Origin of the sequence: Aureibaculum flavum, assembly GCF_016406085.1 — a bacterium.
Taxonomy (GTDB): domain Bacteria; phylum Bacteroidota; class Bacteroidia; order Flavobacteriales; family Flavobacteriaceae; genus Aureibaculum; species Aureibaculum flavum.
On sequence record NZ_JAEHFJ010000001.1, the window covers coordinates 650,117 to 670,988 of the forward strand.

Annotated in this window: 18 protein-coding genes; 8 read left to right on the forward strand and 10 right to left on the reverse strand. The window is 30.4% G+C overall.

Annotated elements, in window-relative coordinates:
- The first annotated feature begins 96 nt into the window (after positions 1–96).
- Genes JBL43_RS02830 through JBL43_RS02840 form a run of 3 tightly spaced genes read left to right on the forward strand, consistent with a single transcriptional unit; the run spans position 97 to position 1,886 of the window.
- On the forward strand, positions 97–759 hold the full coding sequence (locus JBL43_RS02830) for a peroxiredoxin-like family protein (protein ID WP_198839953.1): 663 nt from the start codon (positions 97–99) through the stop codon (positions 757–759).
- The gene (locus JBL43_RS02835) at positions 760–1,155 is read left to right on the forward strand and encodes a hypothetical protein (protein WP_198839954.1); all 396 of its coding nucleotides are present in this window, start codon (positions 760–762) and stop codon (positions 1,153–1,155) included. It begins immediately after the preceding gene.
- The gene (locus JBL43_RS02840) at positions 1,152–1,886 is read left to right on the forward strand and encodes an SDR family oxidoreductase (RefSeq protein WP_198839955.1); all 735 of its coding nucleotides are present in this window, start codon (positions 1,152–1,154) and stop codon (positions 1,884–1,886) included. The genes JBL43_RS02835 and JBL43_RS02840 overlap by 4 nt, the downstream gene beginning before the upstream one ends.
- A 69-nt stretch (positions 1,887–1,955) precedes the next feature.
- Here the strand turns inward: JBL43_RS02840 and JBL43_RS02845 are convergent, their stop codons facing one another.
- The 6 genes from JBL43_RS02845 to JBL43_RS02870 form a co-directional block, all read right to left on the reverse strand.
- Positions 1,956–2,531, reverse strand: coding sequence for a DUF3575 domain-containing protein (locus tag JBL43_RS02845; protein ID WP_198839956.1), 576 nt, complete (start codon positions 2,529–2,531; stop codon positions 1,956–1,958).
- A gap of 72 nt (positions 2,532–2,603) precedes the next feature.
- Positions 2,604–3,176 carry a DUF3575 domain-containing protein gene (locus tag JBL43_RS02850; RefSeq protein ID WP_198839957.1) on the reverse strand — a complete coding sequence of 191 codons (573 nt, stop codon included), beginning with the start codon at positions 3,174–3,176 and terminating at the stop codon, positions 2,604–2,606.
- 108 nt (positions 3,177–3,284) lie between these two features.
- Positions 3,285–4,409 (reverse strand): efflux RND transporter periplasmic adaptor subunit, encoded by a 1,125-nt coding sequence (locus JBL43_RS02855; protein WP_198839958.1) that lies wholly within the window; start codon positions 4,407–4,409, stop codon positions 3,285–3,287.
- A gap of 86 nt (positions 4,410–4,495) precedes the next feature.
- Entirely contained in the window at positions 4,496–8,812 is a 4,317-nt protein-coding gene (locus tag JBL43_RS02860) for a CusA/CzcA family heavy metal efflux RND transporter (protein ID WP_198839959.1), read from the reverse strand.
- A 71-nt stretch (positions 8,813–8,883) separates the two neighbouring features.
- Positions 8,884–9,273 carry a hypothetical protein gene (locus tag JBL43_RS02865; RefSeq protein ID WP_198839960.1) on the reverse strand — a complete coding sequence of 130 codons (390 nt, stop codon included), beginning with the start codon at positions 9,271–9,273 and terminating at the stop codon, positions 8,884–8,886.
- Between the two features lie 117 nt (positions 9,274–9,390).
- A complete protein-coding gene (locus tag JBL43_RS02870) occupies positions 9,391–9,867 on the reverse strand; it encodes a hypothetical protein (protein ID WP_198839961.1) in 477 nt (158 codons plus the stop codon).
- A 146-nt stretch (positions 9,868–10,013) separates the two neighbouring features.
- On the opposite strand from JBL43_RS02870, the gene JBL43_RS02875 reads away from it, so the two are divergent.
- The 3 genes from JBL43_RS02875 (at position 10,014) to JBL43_RS02885 (ending at position 12,792) form a co-directional block, all read left to right on the forward strand.
- Positions 10,014–11,351, forward strand: a complete 1,338-nt coding sequence (locus tag JBL43_RS02875) for a sensor histidine kinase (RefSeq protein WP_198839962.1) — start codon at positions 10,014–10,016, stop codon at positions 11,349–11,351.
- 6 nt (positions 11,352–11,357) lie between these two features.
- On the forward strand, positions 11,358–12,119 hold the full coding sequence (locus JBL43_RS02880; RefSeq protein ID WP_198839963.1) for a LytR/AlgR family response regulator transcription factor: 762 nt from the start codon (positions 11,358–11,360) through the stop codon (positions 12,117–12,119).
- 148 nt (positions 12,120–12,267) lie between these two features.
- Positions 12,268–12,792: a hypothetical protein gene (locus tag JBL43_RS02885; RefSeq protein WP_198839964.1), complete on the forward strand. Its 525-nt coding sequence runs from the start codon at positions 12,268–12,270 to the stop codon at positions 12,790–12,792.
- A 24-nt stretch (positions 12,793–12,816) separates the two neighbouring features.
- On the opposite strand, the gene JBL43_RS02890 is transcribed toward JBL43_RS02885, so the two are convergent.
- The 3 genes from JBL43_RS02890 to JBL43_RS02900 all read right to left on the reverse strand — a co-directional run bounded on the left by JBL43_RS02890 (position 12,817) and on the right by JBL43_RS02900 (position 17,642).
- A complete protein-coding gene (locus JBL43_RS02890) occupies positions 12,817–16,245 on the reverse strand; it encodes a DUF8818 domain-containing protein (RefSeq protein WP_198839965.1) in 3,429 nt (1,142 codons plus the stop codon).
- Between the two features lie 157 nt (positions 16,246–16,402).
- Positions 16,403–16,885 carry a methylated-DNA--[protein]-cysteine S-methyltransferase gene (locus JBL43_RS02895; RefSeq protein ID WP_438839429.1) on the reverse strand — a complete coding sequence of 161 codons (483 nt, stop codon included), beginning with the start codon at positions 16,883–16,885 and terminating at the stop codon, positions 16,403–16,405.
- Entirely contained in the window at positions 16,875–17,642 is a 768-nt protein-coding gene (locus JBL43_RS02900) for a TatD family hydrolase (protein ID WP_198839967.1), read from the reverse strand. Before JBL43_RS02900 ends, JBL43_RS02895 begins: the two co-directional genes overlap by 11 nt.
- Positions 17,643–17,719: 77 nt before the next feature.
- Between JBL43_RS02900 and arsC the strand changes: the two genes are divergently transcribed.
- Both arsC and JBL43_RS02910 read left to right on the forward strand, forming a co-directional pair.
- Positions 17,720–18,061 (forward strand): arsenate reductase (glutaredoxin), encoded by a 342-nt coding sequence (gene arsC / locus JBL43_RS02905; protein WP_198839968.1) that lies wholly within the window; start codon positions 17,720–17,722, stop codon positions 18,059–18,061.
- 82 nt (positions 18,062–18,143) lie between these two features.
- Positions 18,144–20,567, forward strand: a complete 2,424-nt coding sequence (locus JBL43_RS02910) for a TonB-dependent receptor (protein ID WP_198839969.1) — start codon at positions 18,144–18,146, stop codon at positions 20,565–20,567.
- Between the two features lie 50 nt (positions 20,568–20,617).
- Here the strand turns inward: JBL43_RS02910 and JBL43_RS02915 are convergent, their stop codons facing one another.
- Complete coding sequence (locus JBL43_RS02915) at positions 20,618–20,782, reverse strand: hypothetical protein (RefSeq protein WP_175418937.1); 165 nt, start codon at positions 20,780–20,782, stop codon at positions 20,618–20,620.
- Positions 20,783–20,872: the final 90 nt, after the last annotated feature.

The following is a 20,872-nucleotide window of genomic DNA, read 5'->3' on the forward strand; positions in this document are numbered from 1 at the left end:
TATTATTTCCTAAATCATAAATAGAGCACAACTTTAAAGCGACAGATCCGTGCTAAACATTTTACTATTTATAGTTGATGGTACAAAAAAAATATTATGAAACAAGATAGTATAGAAAGACCTTTAGAAAAAGAATTAAACGATCGAAAAGCGAGTTTTGAAACATCTGCTTCCATTGAGAAAAAAACAAAATACGCGGCAGGAATAAAATCAGTAGCAAAGAGACATATTGTAAGCAACGCTTTGCAAGTTGGAGATACTGCTATTAACTTTACCCTTACAAATGCATCTGGTGAAAAAATAACCTTATTTGATGAACTTAAAAAGGGCCCCGTCATATTAATGTGGTATCGTGGTGGATGGTGTCCCTATTGTAACATGACACTACATTATATGCAAGAATCACTTTCAGAATTTAAGAAATATGGTGCTAATTTATTGGCATTAACTCCTGAGGTTCCAGACAATTCAATTACCACGAAAGAAAAAAACGAATTACAATTTGAAGTTTTAAGCGATATTGATAATGAAGTGGCTAATCAATATAACGTAGTTTATAAATTAACTGATGATGTTGCAGAAATTTATGAAAACAGTTTTGAATTGAGTAAATATAATGGTAATGATAAGGCTGAACTACCACTCGCTGCTACTTATATTATTGGGCAAGATAAAGTAATTAAATATGCATTTTTAGATGCTGATTATAGAAACAGAGCCGAACCACAAGATTTAATCACATTCTTAAAACAAAATTAAATGAAGAAAATTATAGATCAAATAATCAATATTATTACCATAGCGGTGATGACCTTTTTTGCAATTCCTAAATTATTGGCTAAACCACAAAGTACTGCTGGCTTTATTCAATTTGAAAAAGTCATTCATTTAGATGCTGATTTTTTTAGAATCTTTACAGGGATTTCAGAATTAATATTAGCTCTACTTGTACTTATTTTTATATTCAATAAAAACGCAACAATTGGTAAAATAGCTTATGCATTTTTATTAGTAACAATGGTAACAGCATTAGGTCTTGAATTTTTTGCTAGACCAGAACCAAAAATAGTACTTGTTATTATAGCAATTTTTCTAGCTTTGTTATCTATTTACAAACTGAAAACGATAAATAAGTTGCCTAAAATAAAATTATGAAATTAGAGAAAAAAGTAATTATTGTAACGGGTTCTTCTAAGGGTATAGGTAAAGAAATTGCCTTACTTTTAGCTAAAAATGGAGCAAAAGTAGTTGTAAATCATTCGAATAGTGAAGCTGAAGCACAAGCATCGGTACAAAGCATTAAAAAAAATGGAGGCAATGCTATTTCTATAAAAGCAGATGTAAGCCAAAAAGATGAAGTTATTCAATTATTTGATAAAACCATCAAAACATATGGCAAAGTTGATGTCCTTATAAATAATGCTGGTATTATGTTTTCTAAAAAATTAAAAGACAATACCCAAGAAGATTTTAGTAGATTATTTGATGTAAATGTAAGAGGGGTTTTTAACACCTTGCAAGAAGCAGATAGTAAATTATCTGACAATGGAAAAATTATTAATTTATCGTCAAGTACTGTAAAATTAATGTTTCCCACCTATGCCCTTTACTCTGCATCTAAGGCTGCCGTTGAGCAAATGACACGCGTATTTTCAAAAGAAATAGGTAGAGGTATTTCAGTAAATGCACTGGCTCCAGGCCCAACAGAAACCAATTTGTTTTTAGAAGGAAAAACGCCAGGATTTATTGAAAAATTAAGTGCAATGAATGCATTTAATAGATTAGCACAACCCATTGATATTGCTAACGTTGTTTTATTTTTGGCTAGTGATGAATCCAAATGGATTTCAGGTCAAGTAATAGGAGCCAATGGAGCAATGGTTTAAATTATAAATAGAGGCTTTCATTTTAAGTTGTTATCATACAGTTTTGAAAGCCTTTACAATTTCAAAAGTTTAAAATCTATAACCAATAGAAGCTCCAACTCTACGTACAAGATTTGTAGCTATATCATCATTTGAAGTATAAAGGTTTCTTCCTACTCCTCCATAGATTTCAAAAACAAATCCTTTACCACTGACAAACTTTCCACCAACCGAAACACCTATTGCAACATTATTTGAAGTAGCCTCGAAATCTTCAACAACAGGGTCATATTCATTTTCATAACCTGAATTATTAAAGTTTTCTTGAACATTATACATTCCAAAACCTTCAATAAAAAAGGCTCTGGTATATCTATTTAAAAAATTGTAGCGATAATAGGATGTTAAGGCAAATGTTTCGTTGTAATACAATTCAAAAACCTCTTCTAAATCAGACAATTCATTATCTTTTAAATTGAAGAAAAAAGATACACCAACAGAAGATTGTTCGTCTAACAAGCGTTCATAGGAAAAATCGACTACCTTTAACCCAATGAGATTAAAAACATTAACTTTTAATTCATTTCGTCTAATATAATCACTTTCCTCTTGAGCAAAAGAAAATAATGTCAATAAAAAAAGTGAGATTATTAATAATTTCTTCATAAAATAAGTTCAGAGTTCTATTTCAAAACCAACAATTCTAAATTTAAAAATTAAAATCGTTAGTAATCATTTCTACCATCTATATCCAAATGAAGCCCCCAATCTAGGTACTAATTCCGTTGCAAAATCTTCATTTGATTGATAAATATTTCTACCTACACCTCCATAAAATTCAAAAACAAATCCCTTTCCACTCACAAATTTCCCTCCAATAGAAATACCTACCGCCATGTTATTTGAAGTTTCATTTGAACCATCATTTAAATACATATCAGTAGAATAATCATAATATCTGTTATCATAATCTTCTTGAACATTGTACATACCAAAAGCTTCTAAAAAGAACCCCCAAGCATATTTACTTGAGAAGTATCTTCTATAATAAGGTGTAAATGCAAACTTCTCATAATAATAAGGTTCATCATAATAATCATCATTATCGCTATCTTGTAAATTAATTAACAAGGATGCTCCAAAAGAGGATTCAGAATCTATTAAGTATTCATACGAAAAGTCAGCGGCCTTAAAAACTATGATATTAAAAGCATTGGCTTTTATTTCATGTTTCTTTACGGGCACATCATCAATTTGTGCAAATGTTACAATAGATGCTAATAAAAGTACAATTGTTATTAATTTTTTCATTGTTTGATTTGAGTTAAAAAGATATACAATTTAATGTCATACCACTTTTAGATGCAAAAAAAGAAATTGGTTGCTTTTATGTCACGGTATATTGTCAACCTAAAATAATCAACCTTCATTCAATAACATAAATGCACCATTAATAAGAATTTCTTTATCTTTTAAAACATCTCTATTCAAAATTTCATAATACGCTTCCGTTTTATCTCCTATTTCTAACTTTATGCTCTCAAAATTATAACCAGTATCATTTTTATTTTTTACAACTAAGGTATAAAAGTCATTTCCTATTTCACCAACCGCGTTAATAGGTAAAGCCCAACCTTTTTTAGAATCAGTTATAATTTGAGCTTCGGCAAACATACCTACGATTAAATTAATATCTTCATTTTCTAAGTGTGCATGTACTTTAACCGTTCTATTAGCTTCATCAATTGTTGTACCCACTAAATGCACTTCTGCCATAATCATTTTATCTGAAGCTTCTGATATTTTAAACAACACCTTTTGGCCTTTTTTAACGTGTAAGATGTCTTTTTCAAAAACGGACAATTCTAAATGTAAATGGTCGGTATCTACTATTTCCAAAATAGTATTAGCAGGTGATACATACATACCATTACTTACATTTACTTTTGAAATTGTACCTTCTATAGGTGCATATATATTTATTTGAGAAGTAAAATTACCATTTTCAACAGCTTTTGGATTGATATTCAACATTGTTAATTTTTGTCGTAATCCTTTAGATTGTGCCAAGGCACTTTTATAGGTACTTTCTGCTTTTAAGTAATTTTTTTGAGAAGTAATTTTTTCTTCAAACAATGTTTTCTGCCTTTCGTATTCCGATTTTAGATAATTGAGTTGTTCTGTTATTTCAGCATATTGCTGTTGCAATTCAACAAACTCTGTATTCTCTATCGTAACTAACAACTGCCCTTTTTTAACTTTATCGCCAATTAAAAGAGGTGTTCTTTTAATGTAACCACCTAAAAAAGAGCTTACTTTGGCCTTATTTTGTGGCGGAACATCAATCATTCCATTTACATTTATGCTTTTATTAAAATCTTGCTCTATAAACGAACCTAATTTCATTTTCTCAGACTCAAATTGAGCTTTGGTAACTTCAATTAAATCTGTATTTGAAGTTATTACTTCATCATTTTCTTGTTTATCGGAATTTCCGCAAGCCCCTAAAAAGAGAGCGAATAAAATAATATATAAATTTTTCATTTGTTTAAATTTATTTAAGTGTTTACTATTTTTCTATTTACTTTTTCAATAAATAATGTCTTTTACTAAATCCCTTAATAAGGATTTTATAAGGTTAAATAATTTATGGCAATTACGGTATCGTTATATTTATTCAGGTTGTCTAAATAAGTGAGCTCAATATCTTTTGAAGTTTCTATACTTTGTATGTATTGAAAAAAATCAATTTCACCATGTTTAAAACTTTGTTCTGCCGTTTTAATAATTTCTTCCGAAAGTTGTTTTCCTTGCGTTTCATAATACAGTACAGCTTCATTATATTGATTAAGTTCAGCCATCAGTTTTGCATAACTTGTTTTTAACTTGACTTTATAATCTGTATGCTCCTCTTTTATAATATTTTGAGCAATTTTTGATGCCTTAATTTTTGACGACTTACCTCCAAATAATAATGGAATTTTAACACCGAACTGATAGCCTATCATTTGCTGAGGTAAAGAACTATTTGAGCCTTGAAAATATTGAATACTCAAATCAGGTAACAGGCTCTGTTTTTCTTTTTGTCGCAAGGCTTTATAATAAAAATCCGCATTTTGGTAATAATCCAAGCCCACATTATCATCTACAGAAATAGATTGCAACGGCAGTTTTACCAATGGTTGTGACAGTACCAAAATACTATCGACCTGAACAACTGCCTTTAATTGTTCATTCATTAAAACCACTTCTTGTTCGGCTTGCTTAGATAATGTTTGCAACTGCCGTTGTTTAGATTTGGCAGTTATCATCTCCAAATAATTCGTTTCTCCCAATTCAAATCTACGTTCAGATGCTTTTGCAAAATTGGCATATAAGCTGTCCAAAAATTGGTAGGTTTCTGCTTTGTTTTGGGCATAAACAACATCGAAATATGCTAAATACACGTTACGTTTTACTATTTCTAATTTAATATCATATTTAGACTGTTGCATTTTATAATCTGCCTTACCAACTTTTTTATCGGCAAAATAAACCGTAGGGAACTTAAAATCTTGCTGTACTCCAAAAACTCTTAATGGTAAATTGTTAGTCCCCAAATTACTCTCATCATAATGATAATAAATAGTCGTTTTATCAAAATCAAAAGCACCACCAATTAGGGCATCACTTTTGTCTACCATTAATGCTGAGGCTTTTAGTTCAGCATTATTTTCAATGGCCAATGTCACCGCTTTATCAACGGTTAATGGCTCTTGCTGTGCATTAACACTTACAGTAAGCAGCACTATTATTATGGATGCTATTCCCTTTTTATTCATTTTAATTTCCTTTTTATCTTCAAACCAAGCATATAAAACGGGCAACACCACCAACGTTAAAAAAGTTGCCGTTATTAAACCTCCAATTACAACGGTTGCCAATGGTCTTTGTACCTCAGCACCAGCATTGGTTGAAATAGCCATAGGTAAAAAACCTAAAGCAGCAGCCATTGCTGTTAATAAAACAGGTCTCAATCGCTCAGAAGTCCCTCGTAAAATACGTTCATTAATATCCCTTACACCTTGCTCTTTTAGCTCTTTAAAATGCTCTATCAATACAATTCCATTCAATACAGCTATCCCGAAAAGGGCAATAAAACCAACACCTGCAGAAATACTAAAAGGCAGGCCCCGTATCCAAAGTAACAACACTCCACCTACTGCGGCTAAAGGAATAGCAGAATAGACCATCAACGCTTCTTTAATGGATCCAAAAGCAAAATGAAGCATAATAAATATGAGTACTAAGGCAATAGGTACCGCTATTTTTAATCGGTCTTTCGCACTTTGTAAATTCTCAAATTGACCACCATACGTAATCGAATAACCTGGAGGTAATTTTAATTGTTGATCAATTATAGCCTGAACATCATCTACCACCGATTGTAAATCTCGATTACGAACATTAATACCAACAACTATGCGACGTTTCGTATCATCTCTAGATATTTTTGCTGGACCTAACGAATATTTAATTTCTGCTAATTCGCTCAACGGAATTTTTTGTCCGTTAGGCGTATCAACATATAAATTTTGAAGACTGGATAAATTTTTACGATGATTAGCATCTAAACGTAATACCAAATCGAAACGCTTTTCGCCTTCAAAAACACTCCCCAGAGATTCACCCGCAAAGCCCATGGTAATTAATTGATTTAAATCGGCAATATTTAACCCATACCTCGCAATCTTACTTCTATTAAAATTTACGCTCATTTGCGGCAAACCAGCCACTTTCTCGACAATGATATCTGAAGCACCATCAACATTTGCAATTAAATTTTTAATTTCATCTGCTTTTTTAGCCAGGATATTTAAATCTTCCCCAAATATTTTAATAGCCACATCTGCTCTTACGCCCGTAATCAATTCATTAAATCGCATTTCAATAGGTTGCGTAAATTCTACTTCCATACCTGGAATTACAGCGAGAGCTTCCTTAAATTTATCTGCCAATTCGTCTTTACTTGAAGCAGACGTCCATTGCTTTTTGGGTTTTAGTTTAATAATAACATCACTCTCTTCCATTGACATTGGATCTGTGGGTACTTCAGCAGCCCCAATTCTACTAACTACTTGATCTACTTCTGGAAAATTATCTAATAAAATATTTTCAATTTTAGTAGTAATATCTATGGTTTTACTTAATGAAGTTCCTGTTTTTAAAACGGGTTGAATTACAAAATCACCTTCATCTAACGTTGGAACAAACTCCCCTCCCATTCTACTAAAAATCCAACCACTTACTACTAACAAAACTATTGATAGACCTATTACTATTTTTTTATTAAAAAGTGCCCATTTAATAACTGGTTTATATTTCTTATTTATAAACTTCATCAATCTCACAGAGATATTCTTATCACTTTGCTTAGCTGGTTTTAAAAATATAGATGCTATTACTGGAACATAAGTTAAACAGAAAATCATTGCTCCAACTAAGGCAAAACTAAATGTTAGTGCCATGGGTTTAAACATTTTCCCCTCTACACTACTTAACGATAAGATTGGAATGAAAACTATTAAAATAATCAACTGACCAAAGATGGCCGAGTTCATCATTTTTGATGCTCCTTTTAGTGTAACTTGATCAATTTCGCCTTGTCTTTCCTCTTTTGACAACGCTAAAATATGTGAGCTTTTTGATGTTATTTGATAGGCAATAAACTCCACAATAATAACGGCACCATCAATGATAATACCAAAATCTATAGCCCCTAAGCTCATTAAATTGGCATCTATACCAAAAATATACATCAATGAAATTGCAAAGAGTAAACTCAGCGGAATTACAGATGCTACCACCAAACCAGAACGCCAGTTACCTAATAATAAAACGACTACAAAAATAACAATGAGGGAACCTAAAATTAGATTTTCTGCCACTGTAAACGTAGTTTTTCCAATCAACTCACTACGCTCTAAGAATCCATTGATATACACCCCTTCAGGCAACGTTTTTTGAATGGAAGCCACACGCTCTTTCACCGCTGTAATAATTTCATTAGAATTCCCATCTTTCAGCATCATTACTTGCCCGAGGACTTTCTCGCCTTCACCATTACCTGTAATTGCCCCAAAACGAGTGGCACTTCCAAAGCCAACTTTCGCAATATCTTTTATATAAACGGGATTTCCATCTGTGTTTTTAACAACAATATTTTCAATGTCCTCTAAAGATTTAACCAACCCCTCACCTCGTATAAAGAAGGCTTCATTAGATTTTTCGATATACCCTCCACCAGCAACACTGTTATTTTTTTCTAAGGCTTTATAAATATCAGCAATAGCAATATTCATAGCCTTTAATTTTGTGGGATTTATAGCCACTTCGTATTGCTTCAAATAACCTCCCCACGTATTGATCTCAACAACGCCTCGAATACCCGAAAGCTGTCTTTTCACAATCCAATCTTGAATAGTACGTAGTTCTGTTGTTGAGTATTTATCAGCAAAGGCTGGTTTTACATCTAAAATATATTGATAAATTTCACCTAAACCCGTAGTTATGGGTCCCATTTCAGGAGCACCAAAACCCTTCGGTATTTTCTCAGAGGCAGATTTAATCTTTTCTGCAATTAATTGCCTTGGTAAATAGGTACCTAAGTTGTCTTCAAAAACGATGGTAACTACTGATAGACCAAATTTTGAAACAGAACGTATTTCAACAACCCCAGGTAAATTTGCCATCTCTAATTCTATAGGATAGGTAATAAATTGCTCCACATCTTGCGTTGATAAATTTCGTGAAGTCGTAATAACTTGTACCTGATTATTGGTAATATCAGGTACTGCACCTATTGGTATTTTAGTTAATGAAAAAATTCCAAACCCTATAACAAATGCGATAAATAATAAAATAATTGGCTTGTTTTTTAAGCTAAATTTTATGATATATTCTAACATAATTCATTTTAAAAAAATTAATAATACACAAATGAAAATCCTTTGTGAGCTTTTAAAATATGGAGTATGAATTATGCCAATTTGGGCGGTTGAAAAACAGAAGGTTTTTCAAAACAAGAAATAGAATCTTTGTAAAAGAAGTTAAAAGGTATTGCTATAAATGGTGTGAAATCTAAATTATATGTAATTGCTCTAAATGTAAAAGTACCATTTAAATGTGAACACTTATGATTGTCATGTTTAAATGGCAAATTATCATGTTCTTTATGATTATTACTTTTTAAGATAGCATCATCGCTATAGTGTTCAACCAAAAATTCCATAAAAGTATCACCATACTTTTCTTGATGGTATTCTGCATGTTCTAGCAGCACCTTTAATTTAGAGATATCATCAATACTAATATTGAAACTCTGAAAAAGGATTAATAATGAAGATAATATGGCAAACAGTTTTGTCATTATTACACAAAGTTACACTATTTTCTTAAAAAGCTATGTAACAACTTTTACATATCGCTATCGAAGTCTCTAAAAATTAGAACTTTATTGACTATTGTATAAGATAAAAATACTATTCTAAATAAGTTGTAATAACTGTATGAGCTCATTCAGTTCATCATTATGTATTTTTACTACAGACTCAATTTTATTATCACTGTTTTCTATAATTAAAGCACTTTTTTCATCTTCTTCATAGCCAATAGCCCTCGAAGAATATTTTACATTATCAGAATTAATTAGTTTTTTTCCATCTTTAAACCAGCCGTAATTGGCTTCATAATTTATTGTAGACTTATTAAATATGATGACCTCTTCACCATAGGTATTCCATAATGAAATACGTAGTAAATAAAAACCTAGTAACCCAAAAAGAATCATCATAAAAATATAACCAATATGAAATTTACCCCCAAACGAAATTGCGAACCCCATACCAACTACTGGAGCGATAAAAAATAAAAACGAAAATAAGAACATTACACTTCTTACAAAAAGTGGTGACTTTTGCACTTTTAGAGTTAAAGTGTTGTTATTTAGATTGAATTGTTGCATAATATTTATGGTTGCAAGATAAAAATAATTCTTCCAAAACAGTTTGATGTAATTTATAAGCGAAATATGCAGTTCATCAGAAATTAGTTTCACTAACCAGACTTTAAAAGTTTCTTTGTGGTGTATTAATAATTAAATTTACAGTCATGAAGAAGATAGTGTCATTTATAGTAATGTTATTTCTAGTAGCAGCTAGTTTTTCACAAGGACAGGAAAAGTTACCTATACAACCATGGGCTGATATTCTTGAATTGAATTGTCTACAATATAACTTATTGGTTATAAATTTTCAAAATCAAGAATTTTCACAAAGAGATAGATCAATTTGGTGGGTAAGAAATCCTATTTCTGTTCTTATTTTACCATCTATTATTTTACTTTTAATATCTCTTTTTCTTGTTCAGAAAATTAATCGAGCATTATCATTCAAATTTAAAAATGATTGGCTTCGCTTTGGTGTTATCACTATTATTGCATTGCTATTTACAGATATTTTAATAATTCTATTCGTCTCTTTTTATGATTTCTTAACGATACCTGGTAGGTATCGAGCAACAGGAATATTTAGAAAAGACACAATTTTCACAACTACAATTATACTTTTTGTACTTATATTTCCTTTTTTGTTTTTTCTTCGTTTTCTTGAGTTAAAAATTAGTAAAAGTTCACAACAAATTTCAGCAAAGACTAGTTTAATTTTTATATCAACTGGTTTTTTACCCTTTATTATTCTCTTATTGATTATGTACTTTACTATTGATACTTTTAATAATGATAATTATTATTTTGTGTCAGCGGCCTTTTTATATATTATCGCATTTGCTACCATTAGAGCACTTTTAAGTTATTTTATTTTTAAAGAACGAAACTTAATTGTAGAAAATGAAACTAAACTGTCAGAGCTCAGGGAACTAAAAACAAGAGCTGAACTAAAAGCATTACAATCTCAAATTAACCCACATTTTCTATACAACGCCTTAAATTCTATTGCCAGTTTAGCACATAAAAATGCCGATAAAACAGAAAAAATGGCATTGTCTTTATCTGATTTATTCAAATACACCATCAACCGAAAAGGTAAAAAAGATAGTACTATCGGAGATGAAGTTGAGATGGTTAAAAATTATTTAGAAGTAGAACAGATTCGCTTTGAAGACCGTTTAAATTTCATTATTGATGTAGATAAGTCCCTAGAGAATATAAAAATTCCCATGTTTCTTATTCAGCCCTTAATAGAAAACGCGGTAAAACATGGTATTTCTAAGGTTGAAAATAATGGACAAATTACGTTAAAAATAAATAAAACTGAAACTGGTTTTACAATTATTGTAGAAGATAATGGCCCCGATTTTCCTGAGGGTTTAGTAAGTGGCCATGGATTGCAAACAGTATTCGATTTATTGCGATTAACCTATAAGGAAAAGGCATCCATAAGTTGGAAAAACAAGCCAACTAAGCAAATTAAAATAACCATTGAAAACTAGAAAGCAATGAATCAACCTTATACCACAATTATCATAGATGATGAACTCTTAGCTAGAGAACGGTTATTAAAACTATTGAACAACTTTCCAGACAATTTTCAAGTTATAGATACCGCTAAAAACGGAACAGAGGCTAAAGAAAAAATTAATCAATTAAATCCAGATGTTATTTTTTTAGACATTGAAATGCCAGGACTTACAGGGTTTGAATTACTAGACCAATTGGAACAAATTCCTATGGTTATATTTTGTACCGCTTTTGATCAATACGCATTACAAGCTTTTGAAACCCATAGTATTGATTATTTGGTTAAGCCCGTACGCTTGGAGCGTTTAGAAAAAACCGTTAAAAAATTGGCATTGCTTAAAGGGAATAATAATTCTCAAAAGCTATTAGATGCTATTAAAGAAATGTCTGCTCAAAAGGAGACTAAAAAAATGACCTCTATTACCGTTAAAAAAGGTGACAAACTGTTTTTTGTAAAATTAGAAAATGTCATTTATTTTGAAGCGGATGCTAAATATGTAAGCATTTATACGATTACGGAAAACCATTTAACAGAGTTATCTTTAACTCAATTAGAAACTAAACTACCAAATTCATTTTTAAGGGTTCATAGAGCTATTATTATAAACACAAATTATGTTGAAAACGTACAAAAATATTTTAATAGCAGGTATGTTATTACTTTAAAAAATAGGCAAAAAACGAGTGTAACTTCTGGCAGAAGCTATACGCAACAAATAAAAAATTGGATGGGAATCTAATTTAATTCGAGTACTTTTGCTTATTGGAAGAGCATATATTTATTTAAGTTATGAAAAAAGACATTGAAATTTCTGAGGTCGATTGAGCATTAGAACAAAAATAGAGCATTTTTTAAAAACCTTTCCAAGTAGATTTTTAAACATTTTTATGAATAATAAATTTGTTTTATCATTATTCTTTTTAGTAGCTCTTCTAATATCTATTATATTTATTGACATCTTTATCTTACCTAAAACTACAATAAATGATACCGTGGTTGAGACTAAAGAACTATTAGAACGCATAGGAGACAGTGATAAATATAAAGTAGTAGGATACAAATGTAAAACGAGTAAAGGTTATGTTTTCCACATTCAAAGTATTGGTTTTCTTGCAAAACAAAAAAATGAAGTAAAACTTAAACTCACCTTACTTTTAAAAAATGTAATTGGCTTAAAGTCAAAAAATAAAGACTACTCAGACATCCTTTATTCAAATACTGTTTATGAACTTAAGTATTTTTACCTTTTTGTTTTAGGCTCGCTCATAATAAATATAATTATTATTTATTTTAATCTATTTATAAAGAGAAACTCACTTTGGAACTTTATAGGTTTTAATTTTCTGTTAATCCTATTTTGGTTAATAATCGAATATAGTTTAAAACTTCAATCGCCTTTATTTAAATTTTGATTTAATAAAAAATAGTGAATACAATTAAAAGCTCGCTCTCAACTGAACTGTACCCGTATGAATCGCATTTGCCGTTTCAGATTTTCTACCTAAATAATTGATGTTTAAATCTAAATATGAAGTAATTCTTTTTTGTAAACTTAAATTCCAAGTATAATTAGTGCCTGGTTGTAAACCTTCTAACATTTGATAAGCTACTGCTGAGTTTGAATTACCCTCAAATTTATTGAATACCAGATTTATTGAAGAGTTAATGGAATATTTTTGATTCTTAGCAAAAACAAAATTTGCTCCAAAATTATGAGAAGTTAAGGTTTCAAAATCCCCTAATTGATTGTCTTTACTTTTAAAATGGTACTCCATTTCTAATCGTGAATTTTTACTATACAAATAAGATATTTTCGGATTAACTTCTGTATTTTCTAAGGTATAATTACGACTCGTAAATTGTTCTGAAGCACTTTTGTTTTCCGTAAGTGCAGTCTTAAAGTCAAATAACCAAAATTTACCAACTTTATGGTTAAATAATAATTGATGTGTTTTTAAGGCTTGCTCTTGATCACCAATTGAAAAGGAATTTTTATTCTTTGTCGTTATATAGGTGTATGTAGTTGAATATTTTTGTTCCCCTCTGTTAAAAAACAAACTGTTTTTTAAATTAAAAGTTAACGACAACACATCATTATTGATATTAAACGGATTAATTTCAAAATTTGATCCGTCTCGTTGCTTTTTGCTATCAATCAGTACAAAAGATTGATTGTTAAAATGAGATAAAACTTTTTTTAATCCTTTTTGGACACTCCAATTAGATGGATAAATAGTTAAGCTTTGACTAAACTTATTTCGATGCGTCTTTACAAAATTGATGGTTGGTAATAATACCCGTACATAATTAGCTTCATCTTGAAATTGTGCCGTTTCAAATTCATCCAATTCTTGTATACCATTACCGTTATAATCATTCCATGTATAAAAACCGAGTCCAGTATCTACTTGAATATAGCTATATTCTTGTTGTGGTAAATTACCTGAGTTGGTTTCATACACTGTTTGCAATGTGATGGCATTTTTAAATAATTGTTGGCGATATGATAGTCTCGAATTTAAAGATTCCTCTTTCGTTGATTTTAATCCCGAAGCCTCGGGAGAGTTCTCATGATTTACGGTTCTGTAATTGACAAACAGAGATAAATTCGCCGTTGCATTTTGAATTAATTGTGATCTTAAAAAATAAGTATTGGCCTTATTTATACGTTCCAATTGATTGTTTTGTAAACTATCTGTGGTTCTATACTTATAACCCAATTCTGCATAAACTTTAGCGGTATCTCCTACGCCAACATAGGCCTCAGATTCTATATATTTATGACTTAAACTAGAAAGTGTATTAGTCAATTTATCTTTACGCTCATTACTTTCACTGTTTAATCTTGCCCCTACCCAACTTTTATTAAAATGCTGTTTTACATCTACATAACCTCTAAAAAATTCAGTTTCAGTAAGGTCTGAATCGTTATTTAAGTAACTACTATTAATATTTATTTTTGTTTTATTATATTTCAAATCACTTAAAAAGTTATGTTTTGTTCCTGAATAATTTTCGCTAAAATTCAACCAGTCAAATTCATACATCATTTTTCCTTTTTCAGGATTTGTATAATTTAAACTTGCAGATAAATACTGTTGATTCCCGAGTGGATTAATTAAATCCCAATCACGTGCAAACTCTATATTTCTAAAACGTTCAATAGTTTTAAAATCTTGTTGAATAAACTCATAATCGACATTACTATTTAATTTCCATTTTCCATCAGTTAATAGTTGTTGCCAATTTAACTTAGCCGCAACCCCTTTATTATCAGAGTCGTTATTTGATGAAAAAAGGTTCTTGTCATTAACACTATAGGCAACTTCAGAATTAAAACTCGTTTTCAAACTAGGGTTATAACTCAAGTTCATTACTGCTATTTGTAATTTCTCAGGAGCTACTAGTTGTATAATAGGTTCATAGTCACCTTGCATAACTCCATTTACTGGAGTAAGAAATTCGTAAATTCGACCCGAAGCTATGGTCGTTTGAATTTGATAATTACCATTATTGGCACCTACATACGTAAATCTTACATTAAATAAATTATCATTTTCATCATTAGAAAACACAAAAACTTCTTCACTATTTTGGAATTCCTTTTTATATAGAATTTTATGTTCTTCATAAACATCAGCGTAAGCTGAAGAAACATTCATTTGAGCAGTATCATCGCCTGCTAAGGAAATAATTTGTTTTTGACTGTTACTTAAATCTTGCTGTAAAGGCTGATTTTTAGCATCATTTTCATTATAAAAATTAAAGCCTATCTTAAATTTATCGGTTTCATATGCAGCTCCATTATAGGTCACAAACCGTGTGTAATTTTGATCAGCAAATTGATATTCTATAACTATTCGCATATCTGCAGTTATCGGATAAGTTGGCATAAACGTAACTTCTGCTGTGTTATAATCAATAACATAATCATTGTTTTCACCGCGTTTTAGTAAAACACCATTTATAAAAACGCGTTCAGAACCAGAAATTAATAGAATGTACTGCTCTGCCAAAGTCCCATTATTTGAACCTGTAATTTTATAAGGGCCTTGGTTACCTTCTTGACCTAAAATCTGATTTTGGCTAAATTGACCTCTAACCAATGCACCTGACGCAAATAAATTTACATCACTTTCTTCATTTTCTAAATTCACATCAAGTTGAAGTCCCGCCACTTTTTTGTTAAATCTTAAAAATTGACTTTCTGTATTTTGTAAATTAATATCTCCTGCAGTTATACTCCAATCATCACTAAAAAGTTCAATAAACACACGATCAAACTCATCTAAACGCTGGGTATAACCATTATTTTGTAAAGGAATATTACTATCTGTAATCGAAGCTCTTAATTGAACTTTATCTGATAACCGACCTGAAATCTGTAAATCTAAATTTGAATTAACGGTAGCATCTTGGTTATTACCAACAGTTACCCCTCTTGATATACTCCCACTCGTATTTAATCCATCAAAAGGAGTAAAAGTTTTATTTTTAGTGCTGCTTTTTACACTATATAACCGTGATAAATCTGTCGATTTCGGTACTATCAATCGTTTATCAAAAACGGAATAGGTTTTGGTTAAAAACGTAGGAAGAGCATTGTATTCAATTGTAATTGTTGGGTATTTCAAATGATCTAAAATCAATATAGAAGTCGCAAAATCAACCTTGTAATTAATACTATCTAGTTGCTGTTTTAAGTTATCAAATACTTTAAAATTATAAGGGCTAATACTAATTGAATCAATTTGTATTGTATCTGAAACGACTTGAAATGTTTTCGATTTATAACGCTCAGCCCCTTCTTGAGCGTACGCAAAAGAACCAAATAAAATAACAATTATGCAAATGAATTTATTCACTAAATCGAAGCATTTTAACGGTAAAAATAGGTTTTTTTAGTGAGTATTATAGTTTAATAAGCAGTACTAGTATTCATGAGATTCCTTCTACGTCGGAATGATAGTTGATTTTATCTCAACTTTATACTTACCGTTTTCCAACCTCGTATATGATACCTTAAAATAAAGACTGCTGCTCTGGTGGATTTTCATGCTCTAACAACCAACGTTTCCTCCACAAACCACCTGCGTAGCCCATAAGTGAACCGTTCGATCCTATAACACGATGACACGGGACAACAATCCACAATGGATTTTTTCCATTAGCGGAAGCTACAGCTCTAATAGCTTTAACATCACCTAAGGCTTCACTTTGTTTCTGATAAGATCTTGTTGTTCCGTAGGGAATTTGTTGTAAACTTTGCCAAACTTGCTTTTGAAATTCAGTTCCTTGCGGATTCAATTTCAAATTAAAAGAATTCCTTTTTTTCTGAAAGTATTCGTCCAACTGTTGTACACAATCTTGAAGACATTTAGGAATTTTAGTTGAGCTTTTATCATTACCATCAATAACGGTAATAGAAGAAACACCACTACTATCTCCAACAATTCTGGCCATTCCTATTGGCGTTTTATAATATGTTATGCTTTCAAATTCCAAATACGTATTCTGAATTTTTAGTAGTTATGTTCGCAATTTCTTCAGGGCTCAAGTTATAAATAGTTGCTAGTTTTTCCAAAACATTTATGATGAAACTACTTTCATTACGTTTACCGCGATATGGAGTTGGTGCTAAATATGGTGAATCTGTTTCTAAAACAATATGTTTTAAGTCAATTTGATTTAAAAATTGATCTATTTTACCATTCTTAAAAGTTACAACACCACCAATACCCAATTTCATATTATAAGAAATTGCTTTTTGTGCTTGTGTTTCATTACCAGTAAAACAATGAAAAATTCCTCGTAATTTATCATCATTTTCCTCTTCTAATATTTCGAAAATTTCATCAAAAGCATCTCTACAATGAATCACTATTGGTAAGTCTCTTTGCTTGGCCCATTTTATTTGAGTCTTAAAAGCGTCTTGCTGTTGTTGTAAAAATGATTTATCCCAATACAAATCAATCCCTATTTCTCCGACAGCATAAAAATTACGCTTATCAATCCAATCTTTAACCAGTAATAACTCCTCTTTATAATTTTCTTTGACACTTGTGGGGTGTAATCCCATCATCAGAAAGACATTTTTAGGAAAATCATGTTCCAATTGAAACATGGCATCATTATAAGTTGAATCAATTGCAGGTATAAAAAAACGAGAAACCCCTGCATCTAAAGCTCTTTGAATCATTTCTACGCGATCATCTTTAAATTGATCAGAATATAAATGGGTATGTGTATCAGTAATTATCATTTATAAATTTTAAGATTGCAAAGATATGATGTTATGTTAGTTTTTTATAGTTTAGCACTTCAAAATAAAACGAAGAGATGAAGATTTACCATAACAATCGATGCAGCAAAAGTAGATGTGGACTAGAAATATTAAATAATTCAAAACAAGATTTTGAGGTGGTTGATTATATTAAGAATCCACTTTCTGAAGATGAAATTAAAGATTTACTAAAAAAATTAAACTTTTCACCTCTTCAATTGGTTCGGAAAAATGAAGCCATTTGGAAAGAAAATTATAAAGGGAAAGACCTTTCTGATTCTGAAATTATTAAAGCGATGTCAGAGCACCCAAAACTAATTGAAAGACCAATTGTAGTTAAAGGTGATAAAGCTGTAATAGGGAGACCACCAGAAAATATTTCTGCTTTATTAAAATAAATTTCTTTAAAATAAACTACCCAAAAACCACTATTTTTTATTTTATGTTAATGCCTTAGCTTTGTGAATAAAGGAAATAGCATTGAAAAAAACAATCTTATTACTTCTGTGTATTACGTTTTCATTATCTTCTATAGGCCAAGAGTCTTTGGAAAAGATAACGATTACCGGCAAAGTAATTGACGCTGCCACGAGTAGTCCGATAGAATTTGCGACCATTTCCTTTAAAAAGGATTCTACTTTATTAGGCACCACTACCAACAAAAAAGGAAATTTCACAATTGATATTCTACCTGATAATTACCTAATAAAAGCTGAATTTATATCTTTTGACCCATATATTATAAAAGACAAGAATATATCTGAATCTATTGACCTTGGTACCATTGTTTTGTTTTACAACACAGAAACGTTGAACGAAGTAGAACTTATAGGAGAACAGCGGCTTACAGAATTTCAAATAGACAAAAAGATATATAGATCATCACAAGATATCTCAAATAATGGAGGTAATGCCTTAGATGTATTAAACAATACACCTTCAGTAACTGTTGACCAAGATGGAAATGTAAATATGAGGGGTGCTTCTGCCACTCTTTTAATTGATGGAAAACCTCTTTTTGGCTTAGGGAATGGATCGGATGTTTTAAGTGCAATGCCCTCAAATAGTATTGAAAGAGTTGAAATTATTACACGTTCTGCAAAATATAGTGCTGAAGGTGGTGGCGGAATTCTAAATATAATCACTAAAAAAAGAAAAGGTGAAGGATTTAGTGGCTCTTTTGACATTCATGGTGGAGTTCCTGATAATAATGGAGGCTCTCTATTTTTAAATAAAAGTAATGAAGTTATAAACCTATTTAGTACCATTAGCTTTAACAATGAAAAGAAGATATTACATACCGACATTGACCAAACCTATTTTGACAATTCTGATAGTGTTTTAGGTTATTTTGAACAAAAAAGAAAAGATAAAAATCAACGAAACAGTTTTTTATTTAGTATTGGAAGTGATATTTATTTAAACAAAAAAAATAGCATAACCGTCTCATTACTATACAACAATCACAATAAAGATTTTAATTCTCATTTAAATTTAGATGATTTTGATTCACAAAAATCAATAAAACAATCGGCTGAAAGAAATGTAAATGACAGAGATGATCTTTCAAAAATAGAAGGCCTATTAAATTACACTAATAAATTCAATGAAGAAGGAGAAACATTATCTTTTGATTTTAAATATGGCACAACTGTATCTGATAATAAAGCCAATATTTTAGAAAATATAGTTATACCAAATTATGAAGACAATAAACTAAAAGTCGATAAAAATCAGAACCTAGAAGATTATTTATTACAGCTAGATTATACCTTACCTTTTAGTGAATACAAAACCCTAGAAATAGGTTATAAAGGTACGTGTCGTGTTTATGAAAATGATTATAATGTATCTCAAGTCGATCCCAATAATGGCAATTTTACAACTATAGGAGGGTTTACTGATTTAGTAAATTATGATGAAAAAGTACATGCATTGTTTGCACAATATACTGCAACTCACGGAGGTTTTTCTTATGCATTAGGTCTGCGTTCTGAACTATCCGATGTTTCTATAGGAACTAACTCAAGTAATGAGAAATCTAAAAACTATATCGATTTTTTTCCATCGGCATCATTTGGTTACGAATTTGAAAACGAAAGTTATCTTTCCTTAAACTATAGCAGATCGATAAATAGACCTGAAATTTATCAAGTGAATCCGTTCATCTCTTTAACTGACGAGCGATATCAATCTGTTGGAAATCCAGATTTAGATCCTTATTACACTAATTTTTTGGAACTATTATATGATATGAGTTTCGAGAAATTATTGATAACGTCATCATTATATGCTACATATGCTGAAGAGCAATTTTTAACAATCTTACAAAGTGCAGGCCAGAATACTGAAGGGTTAGAAACTTTTAAAAGACTACCTATCAATAGTGGAAATAAACTAAGTTTAGGAGTTGATGTCGATATTACTTACACTCCTTTTAAGGGTCTTAGATTAAATACTTATGTAAGTCCGTACAGAGAAGAAACCACAAACGCTTTAGATAAGGCTTATAATATATCTAATACAGTTTGGTATGCTGAAGGTTCTGCATTGGTCACCTTAAACAATGGGCTCCGTTTTGGTGTACAACATTATTATCAATCGCCAATGATAAATGGCTTGGCTAAATACAGAACGGTCAGCTTTACAAACTTTACTGTTAGTACTTCTCTTTTAAAAAAGAAAGCAATGCTTACTTTTAAAGTTATAGATGCTTTCAAAACGAAGGCTTTTACAACACGTACATTGGAAGCAAATAGCAATACCTTAAGAAGTTTAAGATATGACCAACAATTTTCCTTAGCATTTACTTATCAATTTAAACAAAATGGTAAGAGTAAAAAAGACAGAAGTAAAGAGGTAAAGAAAGATGAATTGGAAGATAAACAAGATTTAAAAATGTAAAAAGGGGTTGAAAAAATCAACCCCTTTTTATAATTTATATATAACTAAAATTATTTTTTATTCTTTTTAGCCTCACGTTTTAACTTTATATTTTCCATTATGGTTCCAAAAAGCCAATAAGGTACAATAAAGGTTAAAGAAAATATCAACAACCAAAATCCCATAGTAAATACGCCTAGAAAAATTAAAAATCCTATAAATTGTTGAAATTCCATATTGCCTTCTATTTATTTAATATTTCGTCAAAAATAATATATATTTTTCACATTCTAAAAATAGTTGGCAATTTTTTATGTGAAAAAAGA

Coding starts and splice junctions, on each gene's coding strand:
- JBL43_RS02845 (WP_198839956.1), bottom strand. CDS start 2,531: ATGAAGAAATTATTAATAATCTCACTTTTTTTATTGACATTATTTTCT.
- JBL43_RS02885 (WP_198839964.1), top strand. CDS start 12,268: ATGAATAATAAATTTGTTTTATCATTATTCTTTTTAGTAGCTCTTCTA.
- arsC (WP_198839968.1), top strand. CDS start 17,720: ATGAAGATTTACCATAACAATCGATGCAGCAAAAGTAGATGTGGACTA.
- JBL43_RS02900 (WP_198839967.1), bottom strand. CDS start 17,642: ATGATAATTACTGATACACATACCCATTTATATTCTGATCAATTTAAA.
- JBL43_RS02915 (WP_175418937.1), bottom strand. CDS start 20,782: ATGGAATTTCAACAATTTATAGGATTTTTAATTTTTCTAGGCGTATTT.
- JBL43_RS02860 (WP_198839959.1), bottom strand. CDS start 8,812: ATGTTAGAATATATCATAAAATTTAGCTTAAAAAACAAGCCAATTATT.
- JBL43_RS02880 (WP_198839963.1), top strand. CDS start 11,358: ATGAATCAACCTTATACCACAATTATCATAGATGATGAACTCTTAGCT.
- JBL43_RS02840 (WP_198839955.1), top strand. CDS start 1,152: ATGAAATTAGAGAAAAAAGTAATTATTGTAACGGGTTCTTCTAAGGGT.
- JBL43_RS02835 (WP_198839954.1), top strand. CDS start 760: ATGAAGAAAATTATAGATCAAATAATCAATATTATTACCATAGCGGTG.
- JBL43_RS02855 (WP_198839958.1), bottom strand. CDS start 4,409: ATGAAAAATTTATATATTATTTTATTCGCTCTCTTTTTAGGGGCTTGC.
- JBL43_RS02865 (WP_198839960.1), bottom strand. CDS start 9,273: ATGACAAAACTGTTTGCCATATTATCTTCATTATTAATCCTTTTTCAG.
- JBL43_RS02870 (WP_198839961.1), bottom strand. CDS start 9,867: ATGCAACAATTCAATCTAAATAACAACACTTTAACTCTAAAAGTGCAA.
- JBL43_RS02850 (WP_198839957.1), bottom strand. CDS start 3,176: ATGAAAAAATTAATAACAATTGTACTTTTATTAGCATCTATTGTAACA.
- JBL43_RS02875 (WP_198839962.1), top strand. CDS start 10,014: ATGAAGAAGATAGTGTCATTTATAGTAATGTTATTTCTAGTAGCAGCT.
- JBL43_RS02830 (WP_198839953.1), top strand. CDS start 97: ATGAAACAAGATAGTATAGAAAGACCTTTAGAAAAAGAATTAAACGAT.